Origin of the sequence: Nocardia takedensis NBRC 100417, assembly GCF_000308695.1 — a bacterium.
Lineage (GTDB): Bacteria > Actinomycetota > Actinomycetes > Mycobacteriales > Mycobacteriaceae > Nocardia > Nocardia takedensis.
This window is the reverse complement of sequence record NZ_BAGG01000066.1, coordinates 62220-80204: the sequence shown is the minus strand read 5'-3', so window position 1 is coordinate 80204 and position 17985 is coordinate 62220. Positions and strand designations below refer to the sequence as shown.

Genomic DNA, 17985 nt, shown 5'->3' with positions numbered 1-17985 from the left:
CGCTCGGGGCGGTTGCCACGACACCCGGAGGTCTGCCATGTCGGTTCCGCTCACCGCGTCGCTCTCGGCCGAGGAGGCCCACGCCGTCGGCGTCGAAGGCTACGTGTACTTCTATCCGCTGCTGACGATGGAGATCACCCGTCGCCAGATGACGAATCTGCCGCCGGGACAGCGGCCGGGATTCGGGCCGATGAACACCTTCTCCCATGTGCGGGCGTTCCCGACCGCCGATTTCCGTGCGGTGGTGCGGCCCAATTTCGACACGCTGTACTCCACGGCCTGGCTGGATCTGTCCGAGGAGCCGATGGTGGTGTCGGTGCCCGATTCCGGCGGTCGCTACTACCTGCTGCCGATCTACGACATGTGGACCGACGCGTTCTGCGTGCCCGGCAAGCGCACCAGCGGGACGGGCGCGCACGAGTACGCGCTGGTCGGGCCGCACTGGCACGGCGAGGTGCCCGACCGGTACGAGGTGGTGCGCGCGCCGACGCCGCTGGTGTGGATCATCGGGCGCGTCCAGACCAACGGGCCCGCCGACTACCCGACGGTGCACGCGATCCAGGACGGTCTGCGTATCACGCCGCTGTCGCGGGTCGGCGCGGCGGAGCAAGCCCCGAGCGCGGCGAGCGATCCTTCGGTCGATATGACGACTCCGCCGTTGAACCAGGTCAACGCGCTCTCGGCGGCCGAGTACTTCGGCCTCGCGGCGGACCTGCTGAAACAGCATCCGGCGCACGTCACCGACTGGTCGACGCTGGAGCGGCTGCGGCGGATCGGGATCGTGGCGGGCGAGAGTTTCGACCACGCGGCGCTGGACCCGGCGCTGCGCGACGCGCTCGAGACGGTCCCCGCCGACGCCCAGACCCTCATGCGGCGGATGACGCCGCGCCTGGCCGACGTCGTCGACGGGTGGCAGATGAACCTGGACTCCATCGGGGTCTACGGCGACTTCTACCTGAAGCGGGCCATCGTGTCGATGATCGGCCTGGGAGCCAATGTGCCCGAGGACGCGGTCTATCCGCTCGCGATCACCGACGCCGACGGGTCGCCGCTGGTGGGCGACAACGACTACGTCCTGCATTTCGACGCCGACGCGCTGCCGCCGGTCGAGGCGTTCTGGTCGGTCACCATGTACGACGAGGAGGGGTTCCAGGTAGCCAACGAACTCGACCGGTTCGCTCTCGGCGACCGCGACGAGCTCACCTACAACGCCGACGGCTCGCTGGACCTGTATCTGCAACGCGAGCGGCCCGCCGAGGACCGGGTGTCGAACTGGCTGCCCGCGCCGCGCGGGCCGCTCGGGGTGACGATGCGCCTGTACGCGCCGCGCCCGGCGGTGTTGCAGGGCGGCTGGACGCCGCCGCCGCTGCGCCGCGCCTGATCCCCGGATCACGCCGAGCGCAACCCTGGCCTCCGCGCGCCCGACGACGCAGAATCCTTGCGTGATACGTCGATGAGCGAAGGTGGGGGCCGGGCGGACGTGACGAGTCGGTGAGCGTTCTCACTCTCGGCGTGATCGCCGTCGCGGGGTTCTTCGCGGGACTGATCGGCTACGTTACGTCACCGGGATCGCCTCGTTGATCTCCTATCCGGCGCTGTTGGCCGTCGGCCTGCCCCCGGTGACGGCCAACGTCACCAACACCGTGGCGATGGTGGCCGTGGGGGTGGGTTCCACGGCCAAAGCGGGCGCGGCCCACGCCGAGCAGACCCGCACGGTCCTGCGGCACGCGGCGCTCTCGGCGCTCGGCGGCGGCGCGGGGGCGGCGCTGCTGCTGTGCACACCCGCCGACGCTTTCGAGTCGGTCGTGCCGTTCCTGCTCGCCGCCACCTCGCTGAGCCTGCTCGTGCAGCCGAAACTGCGGGAGTTGGCCGGACAGCGGCGTTTTCCCCTGCTCTACCCCGTGGGAGTCTTCGCCACGGCCGTGTACTGCGGCTACTTCGGCGCGGGGGCCGGAGTGATGTTCCTGGCGCTGATCCTGGTGTGCACCTCGTCGACGGTGTGGCAGGCGGGTGTGCTGAAGAGTCTGCTCACCGGCGTCGCCAATCTCGTCGCCGCGCTCGGGTTCGCCGTGTTCGGACCCGTGCACTGGCTCGCCGCCGCCGCGATGGCCGTGGGCGCGTTCGCGGGCGGGTGGTGCGGCCCCCCGGTCGTGGCGCGGCTACCGCCGACGGTGGTGCGGGTCGCGGTCGCGGTGTGCGGGACGGGTCTGGCGATCCACCTCGCGTTGAGCTGAGCGTCGGGAGCGGGCCTCACCGCTCGGGCAGGGCGGCGGCGATCAGATCGGCGATGGCCCGGCCGCCGAGGGCGGTCGGATGGCGGACGGGCGTGGTGCCGCTGGGTTCGTTGCCCGCGAACCAGCGTTGCTCCACCGGCGCGCAGGCTTCGTGGCCCGCGGCGGCGGCGCGCACGTCGACGAACAGCGCGTGGTGCGCGTGGGCCTGCCCGCGCAGCACCGCGTCGACACTGCCGAAGAAGTCGGCGACCCACGCGGCGTCGAGCGGGCTGAAGGTGGCGGCGGAGCAGCCGTCGAGTCCGTAGATACCGCCGTGGCCGACCACCACGACCCGCGCGCGGGGAGCGCGGGCGACGATGGCGTCGAGGTCGGCGTCGATCTTGTCGGTGAGTTCGGCCAGACGCCGCCGGATCCGCTCGCGCACTTCGGGATCGGACCGGCAGGCGGCATCGACGGTGCGCGCGGGCGGGAAGCAGGACGAGATCAGCTCGAACCACCGCAGATCGTTGCCGCCGATGCTGATCGTCACCAGGGTGGTGCTCGCGTTCAGCGCGGAGATCTGCGGGCGCGCGCGATGGCCGCGCCCCGCGCGGTCGGTGGTGGGCTGATCGGCGCTCAGCACGTTGGCCGACGTGGCGCCCGCGCAGGTGACGTCGAGGAAGCTGTGCGGGCGCAGGGCGCGGGCCAAGTGGACCGGATAGCCCTGGCCGCTGCGCCCGCAACCGTCGGATCCCGAGCCGATCTCGGTGTCGGGGGCCGCGGCCCGCGAGTCCCCCAGGGCGACGTATTCGACGGCGCTCGGGTCGGAGGTGCCGGTGCCGACCGCGAGCACCAGGGCCGCCACCGGTAGGCCCAAGGCCCGCAGCACCAACAGACGAGCCCGTTCTCCCCGCATCGCGACCGCCGTGGATCAGGCGGAGGGCGAGGTGTGGACGCCACGCGGCGAGTGCGTGTCCGCCGGACGCGCCGAATCGGCGTTCTCGGCGGGGATGCGGGTGCGCGGGGCGGCGGTTCTCATCGCGGTGTTCTCTCATCGATCTCGGACGGCGCACGGATCGTCGCACGTTCCCGAGGAGTCGACCACTCGGTGCCCGCGCCGCGCGAGCGGTGCGCTCACCCTGATTCGAAACACACGCCGACGATCCAGCTCGCCGAAGCGAGCTGGATCGTCGGTCCGAACAGGGGCGTGCGAGTGTCAGGAGTCCGAGCTCAGCGAGCCCAGCAACCCGACGAGCAGTGCGAGCAGGTCACCGATGATATCCATGAGATTCCCCTTTTCTCTGTCACGGTGGAGCCTTTCCCCACCTGCGCCGCCGTTCAGCGACACCTAAACGCTAAACCGAATCCATTCTCCGGATAAAGCCCTACAGAAGCGTTGTTATCAATCCTTGATCTGAATCCTTTCTTTTCAAAGAAAGGAGTGATCAATTGTTTCGAATTTGTCGTTCATCCGACCCGGAATTCCGTCGAGCGACCTACCCGGTGCCCGTTATCGGTGTCCGAATCCGCGACCGCGACCGTCTCCCGAGAGCCGCCACGACGGTGAACCGGGCTCGAATCGAGTTCCGGGCCAGGCAATCCGACCGACAGCGGACCCGTGGGCGCGTTGAGCCGCCCTCAGGTCGACGCGGTTCGGAATCCCACCCGGCTCCCTGCGCGGTGGTTTTGTTCGCCGGGAGCTGTTTCACCCGAGCGGCACCGGGTAGCTACCCGCTCGGGGGTCGTGTCACCTCTCCCCCGATCGCGCGACCGTGACCGAACGTCGCATCTATTTCGAGTGGTCGAATTTATTCTCCGTGAATATTCGACAGGCGAACCCCCGGCGTTCCCCCGCCGGAATATCGAATCCGCACCGACTCGCGCGCTCGAGGACGCGGCGCGGTCCCACCGGGCGGCGCGCTACCGCCCGCCGGGCGGCGCGCTACCGCCCGCCGGGCGACGGGACCAGCAACTCGACCGCGCCGGCGCAGAGTCGCCCGATTACCTCGGCGACCGGCGCGACGGAGGTGATCATTCCCACGCCCTGCCCCGCGTCGACCGGGACGGCGGCCGGGTCGGCGCGGATCGCGGCGACCAAGGCGGCGCGGGCCTCCGGATCGGCGCGCAGGGATTCCTCGCGACCGGCCCACCGCCGCGTCGCCTCGGTGGCCAGGACTCGCGCCGGGAAACGGGCGGGCCACGGATAGTCGAAGGCGATGTCGTGGAGGGTTGTGAGCACGGTGTCGGCGCCGTCGGCCGCGAGCATCGCGCGGCGGCCCGCCTCCGACAGGTCGGACTCCGGGCAGACGGCCAGATGCGTGCCCAACCACGCGCCCGCCGCCCCGGCCACCAGCACCGCGGCGAGCGAGGCGGGCGAACCGATGCCGCCCGCCGCGAGCACCGGCGTCGACACCGTCGAGAGCACGGCGTCGAGCAACGGCAGGGTAGACATGGCCGCCGACCCGTGTCCCCCGCCCTCCGACCCGCGGGCGACGAGCAGTTCGACCCCGGCGTCCTCGGCGCGGCGCGCGTCGGCGGCGGAATACACCTGGGTGGCGGTGCGGATGCCCGCCGCGCGCACGCGGTCGACCCACGCGTGCTCCGCGCCGAAGCCGACCGCGATCAGCGCCGGTCGCGCGTCGATCGCGACCTCGAGCAGGTCCGGGTCGGCGGCGAGCACCCAGTCGACCAGACCGATGCCGAACGGGCCGCCCCCCGGTGCGCGACGGTCGAGTTCGCGCCGCAGCGCGGCCGCGGACCCGCTGCTGCCCATGCCGATCATGCCGAGTCCGCCCGCCGCGGTGACGGCCGCGGCCAACGGTCCGCCCGCGACGCCGCCCATGGGCGCGTTGACGATCGGGACGCGCAGTCCCATCGCCCGCGACCAGGGAGTGGAGAAACCGACGTCGGCGTATGCGCCGGGCTGCGATGCGGTGGGCATACCGTATGCCATCACAGCCCGTCGCCATCGGTCGCGCCGGGCCGTCCGGTCAGCGGTCCGCGGCGAGGGACTCCAGGGTTTCGGCGGTGGTGTGGGCGGGTCGCCAGCCGAGTTGGGTCTTGGCCTTGTCGGTGTCCATCACGACCGAGGCGCGGATGATGTGGATCCATTCCATGACCGGGGGAACGAACGGCGTGCGGGACACCACTTCCGCGGCCACCTTGCCCAGCACGCCCGGGACGCGGACCGGTCGCCCGCCGAGCGCGGTGACCACCTCGGACAGGGTCACCACGCCGTCGCCCGCGATGTTGTAGGCGCCCGCGGGCGCGTCGGTGGTGGCGGCCGTGGCGATGGCCGAGGCGACATCGTCGTGGTGCACCAGTTGCAGTGCCGCGCCCGGATCGGGCACGACCGGTTTGAGCACGGGGACCGACTTGCTCGCGTTGCGCCAGATGTCGGGCAGGTGGCTCCACGGCAGTTCGGCCAGGGCGGGCGCGGCGGGACCGGCCACGATGCACGGCCGCAGGACGTAGACCTCGAGGTCGGTCCCGTCGGTGATCTCGGCGAGCGCGGCCTCGCAGTCGGCCTTCTGCCGCGAGTAGTAGTGCTCGTCGGACCCGCGCGGCGGGACGTCCTCGGTGAGCGGCACGGGGTTGTCTTCGTGGTAGCCGTAGGCGGCCACCGAGGAGGTGTAGACCAGTCGGCGCGGGCGCGGCGCGGCCACCGTCGCCTCGAAGACCGCGCGGGTGCCGCGCAGGTTGATCTGCGCGCTCTCCTCGCGCGAACCCATGATGAGGAAGGCCAGGTGCACGACCACGTCGGCGTCGCGGACCAGGTCGTCCACGGCGGCGCGGTCGAGGATGTCACCCTGCCGATAGGTGGTCTTGGTCCAGCCGTGTTCGGCGGGGTCGAACGGACTTCGGGCCATGCCGATCACCCGGTCGACGGCGGGATCGCGTTCGAGTGCGGTGACGGCGGAGATCCCGATCTCGCCGGTCGGCCCGGTGACGGCAACGGTCAGTCCCATGTCCGGCGGATGCCCGACGGCTATCACGGTAAACGGCGGGTCGACCCGCGCGAGTAGTGGGCGGGGCCTACGCGGAACTCCTCGCCGACAACCGCCTGCTGATGCTCCAGGTGCACGCCCAGTCCGCGACCGACATCCCGGAGATCGCGCAGGCCATGCGACGCGGACTCGCGCGCGTCACCGACTTCGCCGCGACCCGATCCGGCGGCGAGGCCGAACAGGTCCAACGATTCATCGCCTACGGACAGCTCTGCCACCTCATCACGACCCTCGACATAGAGGACACCGGCGAACCGTGGGCGCGCATGCTCACCGCGGGCATCCGCCACCCCGACCGCCCCGCCACCCGCTAGCCGCGACCCGCCCGTTGGCGTGCGGGTTTCGCACACACCGAGAGTGATTGACCAGTCACACACAAGGAGAGAACATGACCACCGCCAGCGTCACCGCCCTGGAAGTCGTCCTGCCCGGACAGGTCGACCCCGACGGTTTCCAGCTCAGGACCCGCGAACTCGGACGGCCCGAGCGCGGACAGGCGCTGGTGCGCGTACTCGCCACCGGCGTCTCCTTCGCCGAACAGCAGATGCGGCGCGGGAAGTACTACGACCAACCACCGTTCCCGTTCGTGCCGGGCTACGACCTCGTCGGTGAAGTCGTGGCCGTCGGCGCGGAGGTCTCCCCCGCGCTGCTGGGCACGCGGGTCGCCGCGTTGACCAAGATCGGCGGGTGGAGCAGTCACCTGCTGGTCGACGCGGACGATCTGGTGGCGGTGCCCGACGAACTCGACGCGGCCGAAGCCGAAACCCTCGTCGTCAACGGGATCACCGCCTGGCAGATGCTGCACCGAGTGGCCGAGACCCCTTCCGGTGCGACGATTCTCGTACACGGAGCCAACGGCGGCGTCGGCTCCGTACTCGTCCAACTGGCCCGGGCCGCCGGAATCGAGGTCATCGGAACGGCTTCCGCGCGCAACGCCGACGCGGTGCGGGCACTGGGCGCGCACTGGATCGACTACCGGGGCGACATCCCCGCGCGGGTCCGGGCGCTGGCTCCGCACGGCGTGGACGCGGTGTTCGACCACGTCGGCGGCCCGGGCATCGTCGATTCCTTCGGCTTGCTCGCTCCCGGCGGCGCACTCGTCTCCTACGGCAGCGCCGCGACCAAGGACGACGCGGGCAACTCCCGACTGCCGGTGCTGAAACTGATCGCCCGCCTGCTGTGGTGGAACACCGTGCCCAACAGGCGTTCCGCGCGCTTCTTCAACCTGTGGGCGGGCCTGCGCGATACCGACGCCTTCCGCGCCCGACTGCGCGAGGACCTGGGACGGGTGTTCGCGCTGGCCGCCGGCGGGACGGTGCGGGCGCAGGTGGCCGCCCGCATGCCGCTGACCGAGATCGCCGCAGCCGTCCGACTCGCCGAATCCCGCACCGTGGTCGGCAAAGTGGTGCTCGAACCGTGAACGGTCACTCGCGGCGGTAGGGGGCGCGATTGGCGGGCAATTGCGGGGGCGTGAGTGCCGGGCCGGGCGGGATGTCCAGGGTGACCGGAGTCTCGCCCAAAGTGACGTGCCGACCGTGATGGCCGATCGTCACCGGGTCGCCGTCGAGCAGGCGGTAGGTCGCCCCCTCGGCGGTGATCTCCACACCGATTCGGCTCTCGCGCCACAGGATGCGGAAGGCCAGGCGCTCCAGCCGATCCGGCAGGCGCGGGGTGAAATCCACCTCGCCGCGGTGCACCCGCAGACCGCCGAAACCGGCGACGCAGCACAGCCAAGTCCCCGCCAGCGAGGCGACGTGCAGTCCGCCCGCGACGTTGTCGTGCAGGTCATGCAGGTCGGTGAGCCCCGCCTCGACGAAATAGTCGTAGGCCAGACCGAGGTGGCCGACCTCGGCCGCCATCACCGACTGCGCGCACGCCGAGAGTGAGGAATCGCGCACCGTCAACGTCTCGTAGTACTCGAAATTGCGGCGCTTCTGCTCGGCGCTGAACTCGTCGGGACACAGGTACATCGCCAACGTCAGGTCGGCCTGTTTGACCACCTGCCTGCGATACAGGTCGAAATAGGGGTAGTGCAGCAGCAGCGGATACTGGTCGGCGGGGGTCGCGGCGAAATCCCAGCGCGCGTGGCGGGTGAACCCCTCGGCCTGTTCGTGCACCCCCAATTCCTCGTCGTAGGGCAGGGTCATGTTCTTCGCGCACTCGCGCCAGACCCGGATCTCCTGCTCGTCGACGCCGAGTCCTTCGGCGATCTCGGGCCTGCGCACGCACGCCTCGGCGGCCTCGCGCAGATTCTGCTGGGCCAGCACGTTGGTGTAGACGTTGTTGTCGGCCAGTGCCGAATACTCGTCGGGCCCGGTGACCCCGTCGATGCGGAAACTGCCGTCCTTGTCGTGGTGTCCGAGACTGGCCCACATGCGTGCCGTCTCGACCAACAGTTCGACCCCGCAATCGGCCTCGAACTGGTGATCCTCGGTCGCGGCCAAATACCGGACGGTGGCGTGGGCGATATCGGCGGAGATGTGCACCGCGGCCGTGCCCGCCGGCCAATACCCCGACCCCTCCTCGCCGTTGATCGACCGCCACGGGAACATCGCCCCGGACTGGCGCAACTCCCGGGCCCGCTGCCGCGCCGAGTCCAGCGTCGAATACCGCCAGCGCAGCGCGTCGCGCGCGGCCACCGGCATCGTGTGGGTCAGCACGGGCAGGACGAAGATCTCGGTGTCCCAGAACGAATGACCGTCGTAGCCCGGCCCGGTGAGCCCCTTGGCCGGAATCGCGCGGGTCTCACCGCGGGCCCCCGCCTGCAAGACGTGGAACAGCGCGAATCGCACCGCCTGCTGCATCTCCGGGTCGCCGTCGATCTCGATGTCGGCGTTGGCCCAGAACGTGTCGAGGTACTCGCGTTGGCGGTGCAGCAGTTCGTCCCAGCCGGTCTCCATCCCGGCCGCCAGCGCGGCGTCCACCTGGGCCCGCAGCGCCGGGATCGAGCGTTTGCTCGACCACCCGTACCCGAGATATTTGGTCAGCCGCAGACATTCGCCTTTGGCGACGTCGACGGCGATGGTGAGCCGGGCCAGATCCTCCTCCGCGTGGATGTCGCGGCGCGGCTCCTGCCTGGATTCGAATTCGTGGTCCATCCCCGCGGCCATCCGCAGCCCGGACTCCCGGGTGTGGTGGGCCAGGACGGCCGAGCAACCGCGGGTCACCGCGAAGTCGGAGACCAGCGGCCGGTCCAGCGCGGCGGCGGCGCGCGGATCGTCGCCCGCCCCGTCCATCGGCTCGTTGGTGAGCAGATCGGACTGCACGACCAAGTCCAAGTCGTCGTCGAGGGGTTCGACCTCGTAGCGGATGGCGACCAGCGCGCGTTCGGTGAACGACACGAGCCGCTCGGTGCGCACACGCACGCACCGACCCGTCGGCGAGGTCCACACCGTCTCGCGGCGCAGTGTGCCGGAACGGAAGTCGAGGACCTGGCTGTGCTCGGAGATCTCGCCGTACCGCAGATCCATCGGCTCGTCCTGGACGAAGAGGCGGATGATCTTGCCGTTGGTGACGTTGACCAGGCTCTGCCCGTGCTGCGGATATCCGTAACCGTGCTCGGCGTAGGGGAATCGGCGCTTCTCGTAGAACCCGTTGAGATAGGTGCCGGGGGTGCCGACCGGTTCCCCCTCCTCGAGCCCGCCCCTGATCCCGATGTGGCCGTTGGACAGCGCGAAGATCGATTCCGTGCGCGCCAGCGCGTCCAGATCCATCCCGTTCCAGCGCAATTCCCACTCGGCGATCTCGAAACCGCCGCGCCCGGCCGTCATCGCCGCGCTCCCAGTTCGGACAGGTCGGTGACCACCACGTCCGCGCCCGCCGCCCGCAGCGCTCGCGCGTGCTCGCCGTCGCGGACGCGGTCGACGCCCACGACGTAACCGAAGCCGCCGTCGTGTCCGGCCCGCACCCCGGAGATGGCGTCCTCGAACACCGCGGCGTGCGCGGGTTCGACGGCCAACGCGCGGGCGGCGGCCAGGAAGGAATCCGGCGCCGGTTTGCCGCGTAGGCCCTGCTCGGCGATCGTGCGACCGTCCACTCGGACGTCGACGGCGTCGGTGAGGTGGGCGGCATCGAGGACGGCGGGCGCGTTCGCCGACGACGTCACCACCGCGATCCGCAGTCCCCGCTCCCGGACGGCCGCGACATAGTCCAGCGAGCCCGGATACGCCTGGACGCCCTCGCGCTCGATGAGCGCCAGCAGCACCGCGTTCTTCGCGTTGCCGAGGCCGTGCACCGTCTGCGCGTGGGGGCCGTCGGAGGGCTGCCCCTCCGGCAGCGTGACACCGCGCGAGCGCAGGAACTCCCGCACACCGTCGGGCCGGGGGCGGCCGTCCACGTGGGCGAGATAGTCGTGCTCGTCGAACGGCCGGTATCCCGGCCCCTCGCGTTCGGCCAACCAGGCGTCGAACACCTGCTTCCACGCGCGCTGGTGCAGCGCCGCGGTACTGGTCAGCACACCGTCCATGTCGAACAGCGCCGCCGTCACCGTCTCGGGCAGACCCGTCACCACCGCGCCCCCTCGCGCTCCACCGCACCGATCATGATTCGGCGATACCCCGCCCGCCGACCGCCAATCCCCGACCCGCCGAATCCGAGGCGCGCGATCGCGGATCGGCGCGGCACCCCCGTGCCCCGGCGCGGCGCGGCGGACCCACGTACAACGCGGTCTGCCGGACCCCCGCGTCCCCGGCGTCCACCACCGCGACGAAATCGCGATCCTGGGCGCGCTCGTGCAGCGACCGCCACCGGTCCACCAAGTACCGGCAAGCCACCTCACCGCCGTGCGCCCCGAACCCCGCGCACAAGAACCAGAATCGGTCCGGGTACTCGGGCGAGGGCCGCACCCGGGCCACCAGACCGCCCTGCTCCACCTCGACCCGGGTGCCGTCGCTCAGGACCAACTGGGTGCCCGTGACCGCGAACAGCGGAGACCGCACCGCCCGCGGGTAGTGCCGCAGCCACCGCGCGCCGAGACCGAGATACGGACGACGCGGCCGATCGAGCGCCTCGCGATCGGCGCAGTACCCCAGGGCCAGAGCGGGATGATCCCGGAACAGCGACGTCACCGCGAGCAGGGCGCGCAGATCCGGTTCCGGGACGGTACCCGCGGGGTCGGTCGGATAGACCACCGTGAGGCCGCGCACGATCGCCTCGGCGCCCAGGAACGCGGCGAATTCGGCGTCGACCGGAGCGCGAGCGGGCGGCGGAGCGGAATCGGCGCTCTCGAACAACTTCTCCACCGTCCAGCCCGGGAACATCCGCGTCAGCACGCGGCGGTGGTGGTCGCGGGGCAGACCGACCATCCGGCCCGACAACCATTGGTAGTACTGCGCTTTGGCCGGGCCGTGCCCCGGCGGCAGCGGCGGATCGAGCTGGGCGGCGCAGCGGTCGTAGGCCGCGAGGAACGCCGGATGGCTCCCGAGCTCCCGCTGCGCGAGCAGCGTCTTCAACAACGTCGGCACCGCAACCCCCTCGGTGAATCGATGTCTCGGATCCCGGAGACCGCCCCGTCGGCCTCCGGTGGTGAGTGCCGGGCCGTCGAAGATCCGACGGCCCGGCCCCGTCTCAGTTGTAGGTGTACGCGACGCCCGCACCGGCGCCGCCCGTACCCGTGACCGTCACCTGCGCGCTGCCGGTTCCCGGCGGGGCGACGGCGGTGATCTGGGTGTCCGAGTCGATCGTGAACGAGGTGGCGGTACCACCGAAGCGCACCGTCAGCGGACCGGTGAAATCGGTCCCGGTGATCGTCACCGTCGTTCCGCCCGCCTCGGGCCCCGACGCCGGCGCGACCGCGGTGACGGTCGGGACGACGACGTACACGAACGGTACCGCCCCGCTGACCCCGCCGGGCGCGGTGACGGTGATCGGCACGATGCCGGTGCCCGCGGGCGCGACCGCCGTGATCTGGGTGTCGGAGTCGACGGTGAACGAGGTGGCCGGTGTGCCACCGAAATCCACGCCGGTGACATCGGTGAGCCCCGTGCCGGTGAGCACCACCGTGGTGCCGCCCGCGGTGGAACCCTGGTTCGGCGCGGCGACGGTGAGCGAGGGCACGGACAGGTATTCGTAGTCCGAACCGTTGCTGGTGCCGTTGTTGTCGCTGACCGTGACCGACACCGTGCCGACCGCCCCGCCGGGCGCGACCGCCGTGATCTGGGTGTCGGAGTCGAGCGTGAAGGTGGTCGCGGTGGCGCCGAAGCGCACCGTGGTGGGACCGCCGAAATCGGTCCCGGTGATGACGACGGAGGTACCGCCGGTGGCGGGACCCGACGCGGGCGCGAGGGAGGTGATGGTAGGCATGATGCTGCCTCCTAGGTTGCTATGGCAGTGGATTTCCCGACCCGGGAGGCCCTGTTCTCGAACGACCCGGTACTTCCATTAACACCCTCGAAACCTCCGCGAGCAACGAATCCGCTGTCCGGTTTAGTCTGTTTTCGTTCGCGTTGCCCACGGGTGACAGGATCGCACCCCGCGTCGCGCCGCACCGCGTGCCGCATTGCTGCCGTGCGTGTTTCGCCGCGGAGGGCGCGGCCCATCCGGATTGCCGACCGATCGTCGAGACACGCCGAGCCGCCACCGGGCCGCGCGCCGGGCACCGGTCCGCAACCGTCGTCGGCGCTCTGCCGACACCGTATCGTCGGGGCGGGTGCGACCACCCCGACAGCGAATACCACTGACTTCGCACGCAATTCGTCGACTTCATCGGGGTCGCCCTCGAGGGTAGGAGGATGCCAGGGCAGATATCACTTGAAAGAACGATGGTTTCGTGACTCAGCGGGGGGACTGCGGGCGGATGCACAGCGGGTCGAGATCGAACTGTCGGCACACCTGTCATTCGTGAGCTGCTCGGGATTCCGAGGTGTTGCGTCACCGCGCATCGTCACCCAGGCGGTCGCGGCGCCGCGACCGCCGGCGGGCCGAGGCCTCGCCGACGGCCACAGCTCGCCCGGCCGTGGCGGTGGGCGGGGTTCTCGCCGAATGGCACGAGCGCTCCGGCCATTGCCCCGAATCATCGGTACCCGGGGTCACGCGGTCGCCGACACCTCGATCCGACCTCCCTCACCCGCAACAGGTGAGGTCGGCGGCCTGTCGCGGCGCACACAATCGCAGGGGCAAGGTCTCAGACGGGACGAGGAGTCAGCATGCATCGGCAACCCGACGTCGTGATCCCCCCGCCGACGGAGCCGTTCCAGAAGCAGAGCGCCGCGGCGGGGATCGCCGTGGTCGCGGCGGTCATGCTGCTGTTGGCCTCGGCGGGGTCGATCCTGCAAGGCACCGTCGCCCTCGCCGACGACGAGCTCTACGTCGCCGGGGTCGATTACGTCTACGCCTTCGACACCACCACCTGGGGCTGGATCCACGTGATCCTCGGCGCGGTCGGCGTGATCTGCGCCTTCGGTCTGATGTTCGGCACCACCTGGGGTCGCTATGCCGCCATCGGCATCGCGGCCCTGGTGATCGTCGCGAACTTCCTGTCCCTACCCCACTATCCCGCGTGGTCGACGCTGGTCATCGCGCTCAGCGTGGCCGTCATCTGGGCCGCGACCACTTGGCGGCCGACGAAGTCCGCGTGAGCGGCGAGGAGACGACAATGGGTTCTCGAGCACGGTTTCTGCGAGGTGCGGTGGCCGCGATAGCGGTCGCGACGATCTGTTCGGGCGCGGGCGCTGCCTCGGCACAGCCGGAGGGCTTCCCGCCGCTTCCCGGACTGGACGCGGTGCCGAGCCGCACGACCCTGGCCGTGCGGACGCCGTTCGGGGTGGGTTGGGGCACGGCGAATCAGGAGGAGGTCCGCGGGGCGCTGTCGATGGCGAAGCTGTATCTGGCGGACTACGCGCTCCGTCACGGTGACGGCTCCGAGGAGGACATCGCCCTGAGCGAACGCATGATCCGTTTCTCCGACAACGCGGCCGCCGACACCATCGAGGCGAAGTATCCCGGGGCCATCGCCGCCGTCGCGACCGAATACGGACTCGAGCAGACCTCGACCACCGGCGCCTGGAGCACTTCGCTCACCAGCGCCGCCGATCTCGCGGATTTCCTGTCGGCCAAGCAGACCTCGGAGCCGACCTCGCCGATCCTGCGGTGGATGACCGAGGCCACGCCCGTGGCGGCCGACGGCACCGCGCAGGACTGGGGCACCGCGCGACTGCCCGGCGTGCGCGGCACCAAGTGGGGGTGGTCGGATCTGCCGCCCCAGGAGGTCGCCTCGGCGTCCTTCGGCCCGGGGTTCACGGTCGCCGCGATCACGCTCGGCACCCCGCAGGAGCAGACCACCGACGTGCTGGAGGCGATGATCGAGGCCTCGCTGGCCGTGCCGTTCCCGTAGCGGCGGTTCAGACCTGCGGTTCCTGGAGCATGCTCAGCACCCGCTTGGCGGCGGCGTTGAAGCGGCCGAGGTTCACCTGCGGCATGCTGGTCACCACCAGCAGCAGGGTGGAACTGACCGGGAACACTCCGACGCACCCGCGGTCGGCTTCGAAAACGGCGGCCTGAAGTCGACCGCGGGTGACCAGTCCGACGAAATGGTCACCGATCCCGGCCGCGGCGGCGGCCATCGCGGACCCGCGCATCGCGACCGTGTCCTCGCCGGAGGAACCGCCCGCCTCGTCGTTCGCGGCGACGACCAGGCCGTCCCGGCTGGTCAGCACCGCGTGCTCGACATCCTCGATCTCGCGGCAGGCCCGTTGCAGCACGCGCGCGACGGCCCGCGGGTCACCGAGCAGGACCTCGTGCCGATTCGCCGTATTCACAGGCTGATCGCCTGTTCGACCCGCCGTAACTGGTGTCGGGCCAGCGCGAGGTTGCCGCGCTCCTTGTCCAGGGCCAGGTACAGGAACAGTTTCTCGTCGACTCCGCGCACCAGCGGCATGATGATGTGGTACTGCGCGCCCAGGGTGACCAGGATGTCCTGCACCTCGTCGTCGAGTTGCAGCGCCTCGATGGCGCGCAGTTTCGCGCGCAGCACCTCGCTGTTGAGCGCGCCCGCCATCTCCAGGTCGAACAGGGAGTGGCCGCCCTGTTTGGCCAGCAGCATTCCGCTGCGCATATCGACCAGCGCGATGCCGATCGCACCGTCCACGCTCATTCCGTCGCGCAGCGCGTCGTCAAGCTTCATCTGTTCCGAACTCCTGAACCCCTTCGGCGACAACGATTTCGCGGTCGGCCGAGGGCACCCTCGATGTGATCTCGACCGACCGGGCGCCCTCGCCGTCGCGTGACGGTCGTGAAGGTGCTCGTGGCGATCGCACTAACTCGTTATGCGCCATAGGAACCGGTCGGTACCCGTGGGCAGCGACAGCTTAGCAACTACCCGACGACTGGTCGAGATCCTCGATCGCAACCTTCGCAACACACACAAGAGCCGGAATTCCGGAGCGGAACAGGATCGGGGTAACGGCACCCACCCGCAGCGACACGTCCGAAAACCGCTGCTACCGAGGGATCTCACGGAAGTTCGTGACACCACACAACACGCGGGGCCGGTATCCGGATTACCGGCCGCGCGAATCCGCCGAAAACGCCCGCGAATTAGAATCGGAAGATTTCACAGAGGTGAGCTAATCGGTCGCACCGGCGGCGATCGGACTGTCGGGAATGGCGGCCATCAGCTCACCCCATTCGGGATGGCGCCGCACCTTCTCCAGGAACAATTCGGTGATCTCCTGCCGCAACGGATCACCTCCCGGTGTCGCCACACCGACCGTCTACAACCACTTCGAGGACAAACACGCGCTGCTGCGGGAATCGGTGACACTGGTCGCGCAGGCCGTCGGCGCGGACTGCGTGGCGGTGCTCGACCGACTCCGGGCGACGGGCGAGGACCCACGCGCCGCCTTGGACGACGTCGCCCATCGACTGTTGCGCGTCTGCGACGACGAACGCTCGCACGCCCTGCGCCGCCTGGCCTACGGACACCCGGAACTGATCACGCTGGTGCGCGACCAGACCGCCGGACGCACCCTCGACGCGCTCACCGACCGACTCGCCAGGCTCACCCTGGCCGGGAAACTGCGCGCCGAGGACCCGGAGGTGGCGGCCGAACAACTGCTCGCACTACTCGCCGCGCCGCTCTAGAACCGCTCGCGCCTGGGCACCCGCACGGTGCGCGCGCCCGAACTCCGAGCCATCGCCGAGGCGGCGGCAGGACATTCGTCGCGGCCTACGGCGCGCGGTAGCGGTCAGGGCAACGGAAGGAAGGGCAGGTGGCCGGCTTCATCGACCGTCACCAGCACCACCGCGTCGCCGTAGGGCGTGGCCTCGCGGCGGAACAACCGGTGGAACATGCGCGACATCGGGACGCGCCAGCGGTATTTGGCGTCCAATTCGGACTGCACGTAGGGCAGTAGGGTGCCCGCGCTGACCAGTTGGGCGACGCCCTCGCGCTCGTGGGAACCGAGGGCCGGCGTGCCGCGCCAATCTCCCGGTTGCACCAGGACCCGACTGTCCCTGGCCAATTCGTCCGCTTCCCGTGAACGCGAGGACAGCCCGAAGGCGAGTTGATTGTCCCCGATCGGAATGACCAACCGCGGGAACGTCACCACCTCGCGCGGGCCGCGGCGCTGCGCGACCAGCACCGTCTTGGCCTCCCGCCACAGCGTCGGCGCGCCCGAACGGTCGCGGCGCGCCCCCGGGGTGGGATGCGCGATCCGCTCGCGTTCGACGGGGAGATCGACCAGGGTTCCTGTCATTTCCGATCCTTTCCGGTCATGGCGTCGATGCGGAGGGGCATCGTCGCCCCGGACTCGCGGGAGGCAATACCCCGAACTCGACGCCCCAATCGGTGACCGCTGTCAATGGGGGTGATCACGCTTGCCTACGATGTCTCCCGGACGTGACCGAGCACAGTCGACAACCGAGGAGGGCCGAGCCACGAACCGCCGGACAACGCACGAGATATCGCATCCAGCAAGCGATTTCGCGTGTCACAGAACACTCTGCCGAAGCCGCGCCGGACACGCGGTGAGGCTCCGATGACGCGGGTACTGCTCGATGTCGAACGGGCCCGCTACTGGGTGCGGCGCTGGGACCGGCAACAAGAACACTATATGCCCGACCGCGAACAGCGCTTCGAGGTCATCGGCGACGTCCTCGTCGAACTCCTGGACCGCCCCGATCCGCTGATCGTGGATCTCGGCGTCGGGCCGGGCACACTGTCCGAGCGCCTGCTGCGCCGCATCCCCGAAGCCACCATCGTCGGCGTCGACGCCGACCCGCTGCTGCTCGGACTCGCCGGACTCACCCTCGACCCGCGGCGATTCCGCGCCGTCGACGCCGACCTGCGCACGGACACCTGGCTCGACGGACTCGGCCTGGACCGCGCGCCGGACGCCTTCGTCAGCACCACCGCCCTGCACTGGATGAACCGCACCCCGCTGCGCGGACTGATCGAGACCTGCGCGCGGGCGCTGCCGCCCGGCGGCGTCTTCGTCGACGGCGACCACCTCTACGAGGGCGCGAGCGGGCCCCGACTCGACGCGCTGGGTCGCGCGATGACGCGGCGGCGGGCCCAACGCAACGGCACCGCCGACGCCGAGGACTGGACGGCGTGGTGGGCGGCGGTCCAGGACGCGCCCGAACTGGCCGACCTGGTCCGCCTGCGCGACGGCGGATTCGCGCACGTCGTGGACGATCGGCCCACCGTGCACGACTACGTCCAGTTCGCCCGCGAGGCCGGCTTCGCCGAAGCCGGCCTCGTGTGGCAGTACGGCGACGACCGGGTCGTGGTCGCCATCCGCTAGACGCGGACGCCCGGAACCGCCCCG

Annotated in this window: 17 protein-coding genes and 1 pseudogene; 8 read left to right on the top strand and 10 right to left on the bottom strand. The window is 70.4% G+C overall.

Translation table 11 applies throughout. The annotated features are described in order from the left end of the window. The first annotated feature begins 37 nt into the window (after positions 1-37). Complete coding sequence (locus ON30_RS14535) at positions 38-1381, top strand: DUF1254 domain-containing protein (protein ID WP_040707491.1); 1344 nt, start codon at positions 38-40, stop codon at positions 1379-1381. Positions 1382-1491: 110 nt separating this feature from the next. Continuing rightward, positions 1492-2234: pseudogene (locus ON30_RS14530) on the top strand (sulfite exporter TauE/SafE family protein). A gap of 16 nt (positions 2235-2250) precedes the next feature. On the opposite strand, the gene ON30_RS14525 reads toward ON30_RS14530, so the two are convergent. The 3 genes from ON30_RS14525 to ON30_RS14515 form a co-directional block, all read right to left on the bottom strand. Further along, entirely contained in the window at positions 2251-3129 is an 879-nt protein-coding gene (locus ON30_RS14525; protein ID WP_051029353.1) for an SGNH/GDSL hydrolase family protein, read from the bottom strand. 1026 nt (positions 3130-4155) lie between these two features. Next, entirely contained in the window at positions 4156-5154 is a 999-nt protein-coding gene (locus ON30_RS14520; protein ID WP_051029352.1) for an NAD(P)H-dependent flavin oxidoreductase, read from the bottom strand. A 49-nt stretch (positions 5155-5203) separates the two neighbouring features. After that, complete coding sequence (locus ON30_RS14515) at positions 5204-6181, bottom strand: NAD-dependent epimerase/dehydratase family protein (RefSeq protein ID WP_040707488.1); 978 nt, start codon at positions 6179-6181, stop codon at positions 5204-5206. A gap of 56 nt (positions 6182-6237) precedes the next feature. On the opposite strand from ON30_RS14515, the gene ON30_RS14510 reads away from it, so the two are divergent. Together ON30_RS14510 and ON30_RS14505 are read left to right on the top strand one after the other, a co-directional pair. After that, a complete protein-coding gene (locus ON30_RS14510; protein WP_051029351.1) occupies positions 6238-6534 on the top strand; it encodes a hypothetical protein in 297 nt (98 codons plus the stop codon). A gap of 74 nt (positions 6535-6608) precedes the next feature. Continuing rightward, positions 6609-7640, top strand: coding sequence for a medium chain dehydrogenase/reductase family protein (locus ON30_RS14505; RefSeq protein ID WP_040707486.1), 1032 nt, complete (start codon positions 6609-6611; stop codon positions 7638-7640). 4 nt (positions 7641-7644) lie between these two features. On the opposite strand, the gene ON30_RS14500 is transcribed toward ON30_RS14505, so the two are convergent. From ON30_RS14500 to ON30_RS14485, 4 genes are all read right to left on the bottom strand, one after another. Then, positions 7645-9990 (bottom strand): glycoside hydrolase family 65 protein, encoded by a 2346-nt coding sequence (locus ON30_RS14500; RefSeq protein ID WP_040707484.1) that lies wholly within the window; start codon positions 9988-9990, stop codon positions 7645-7647. Next, positions 9987-10727 carry an HAD family hydrolase gene (locus ON30_RS14495; protein ID WP_040707562.1) on the bottom strand — a complete coding sequence of 247 codons (741 nt, stop codon included), beginning with the start codon at positions 10725-10727 and terminating at the stop codon, positions 9987-9989. The genes ON30_RS14500 and ON30_RS14495 overlap by 4 nt, the downstream gene beginning before the upstream one ends. A 31-nt stretch (positions 10728-10758) precedes the next feature. Next, positions 10759-11682, bottom strand: coding sequence for a hypothetical protein (locus ON30_RS36120; protein ID WP_051029350.1), 924 nt, complete (start codon positions 11680-11682; stop codon positions 10759-10761). Between the two features lie 103 nt (positions 11683-11785). After that, on the bottom strand, positions 11786-12520 hold the full coding sequence (locus tag ON30_RS14485) for an IPT/TIG domain-containing protein (protein WP_051029349.1): 735 nt from the start codon (positions 12518-12520) through the stop codon (positions 11786-11788). A gap of 842 nt (positions 12521-13362) precedes the next feature. On the opposite strand from ON30_RS14485, the gene ON30_RS14480 reads away from it, so the two are divergent. Further along, positions 13363-13794: a DUF7144 family membrane protein gene (locus ON30_RS14480; protein WP_051029348.1), complete on the top strand. Its 432-nt coding sequence runs from the start codon at positions 13363-13365 to the stop codon at positions 13792-13794. Between the two features lie 17 nt (positions 13795-13811). Further along, positions 13812-14549, top strand: a complete 738-nt coding sequence (locus tag ON30_RS14475) for a serine hydrolase (RefSeq protein ID WP_040707483.1) — start codon at positions 13812-13814, stop codon at positions 14547-14549. Positions 14550-14556: 7 nt separating this feature from the next. Here the strand turns inward: ON30_RS14475 and ON30_RS14470 are convergent, their stop codons facing one another. Both ON30_RS14470 and ON30_RS14465 read right to left on the bottom strand, forming a co-directional pair. Further along, on the bottom strand, positions 14557-14973 hold the full coding sequence (locus tag ON30_RS14470; protein ID WP_040707481.1) for a roadblock/LC7 domain-containing protein: 417 nt from the start codon (positions 14971-14973) through the stop codon (positions 14557-14559). Next, a complete protein-coding gene (locus tag ON30_RS14465) occupies positions 14970-15338 on the bottom strand; it encodes a roadblock/LC7 domain-containing protein (protein WP_040707480.1) in 369 nt (122 codons plus the stop codon). Before ON30_RS14465 ends, ON30_RS14470 begins: the two co-directional genes overlap by 4 nt. Before the next feature lie 539 nt (positions 15339-15877). On the opposite strand from ON30_RS14465, the gene ON30_RS14460 reads away from it, so the two are divergent. Further along, positions 15878-16297 carry a TetR/AcrR family transcriptional regulator gene (locus ON30_RS14460; protein ID WP_051029347.1) on the top strand — a complete coding sequence of 140 codons (420 nt, stop codon included), beginning with the start codon at positions 15878-15880 and terminating at the stop codon, positions 16295-16297. Between the two features lie 104 nt (positions 16298-16401). On the opposite strand, the gene ON30_RS14455 is transcribed toward ON30_RS14460, so the two are convergent. Next, positions 16402-16911, bottom strand: coding sequence for a hypothetical protein (locus ON30_RS14455; protein ID WP_051029346.1), 510 nt, complete (start codon positions 16909-16911; stop codon positions 16402-16404). Between the two features lie 282 nt (positions 16912-17193). Between ON30_RS14455 and ON30_RS14450 the strand changes: the two genes are divergently transcribed. Further along, positions 17194-17961 carry a class I SAM-dependent methyltransferase gene (locus ON30_RS14450; protein ID WP_040707478.1) on the top strand — a complete coding sequence of 256 codons (768 nt, stop codon included), beginning with the start codon at positions 17194-17196 and terminating at the stop codon, positions 17959-17961. The last annotated feature ends 24 nt before the right edge of the window (positions 17962-17985 follow it).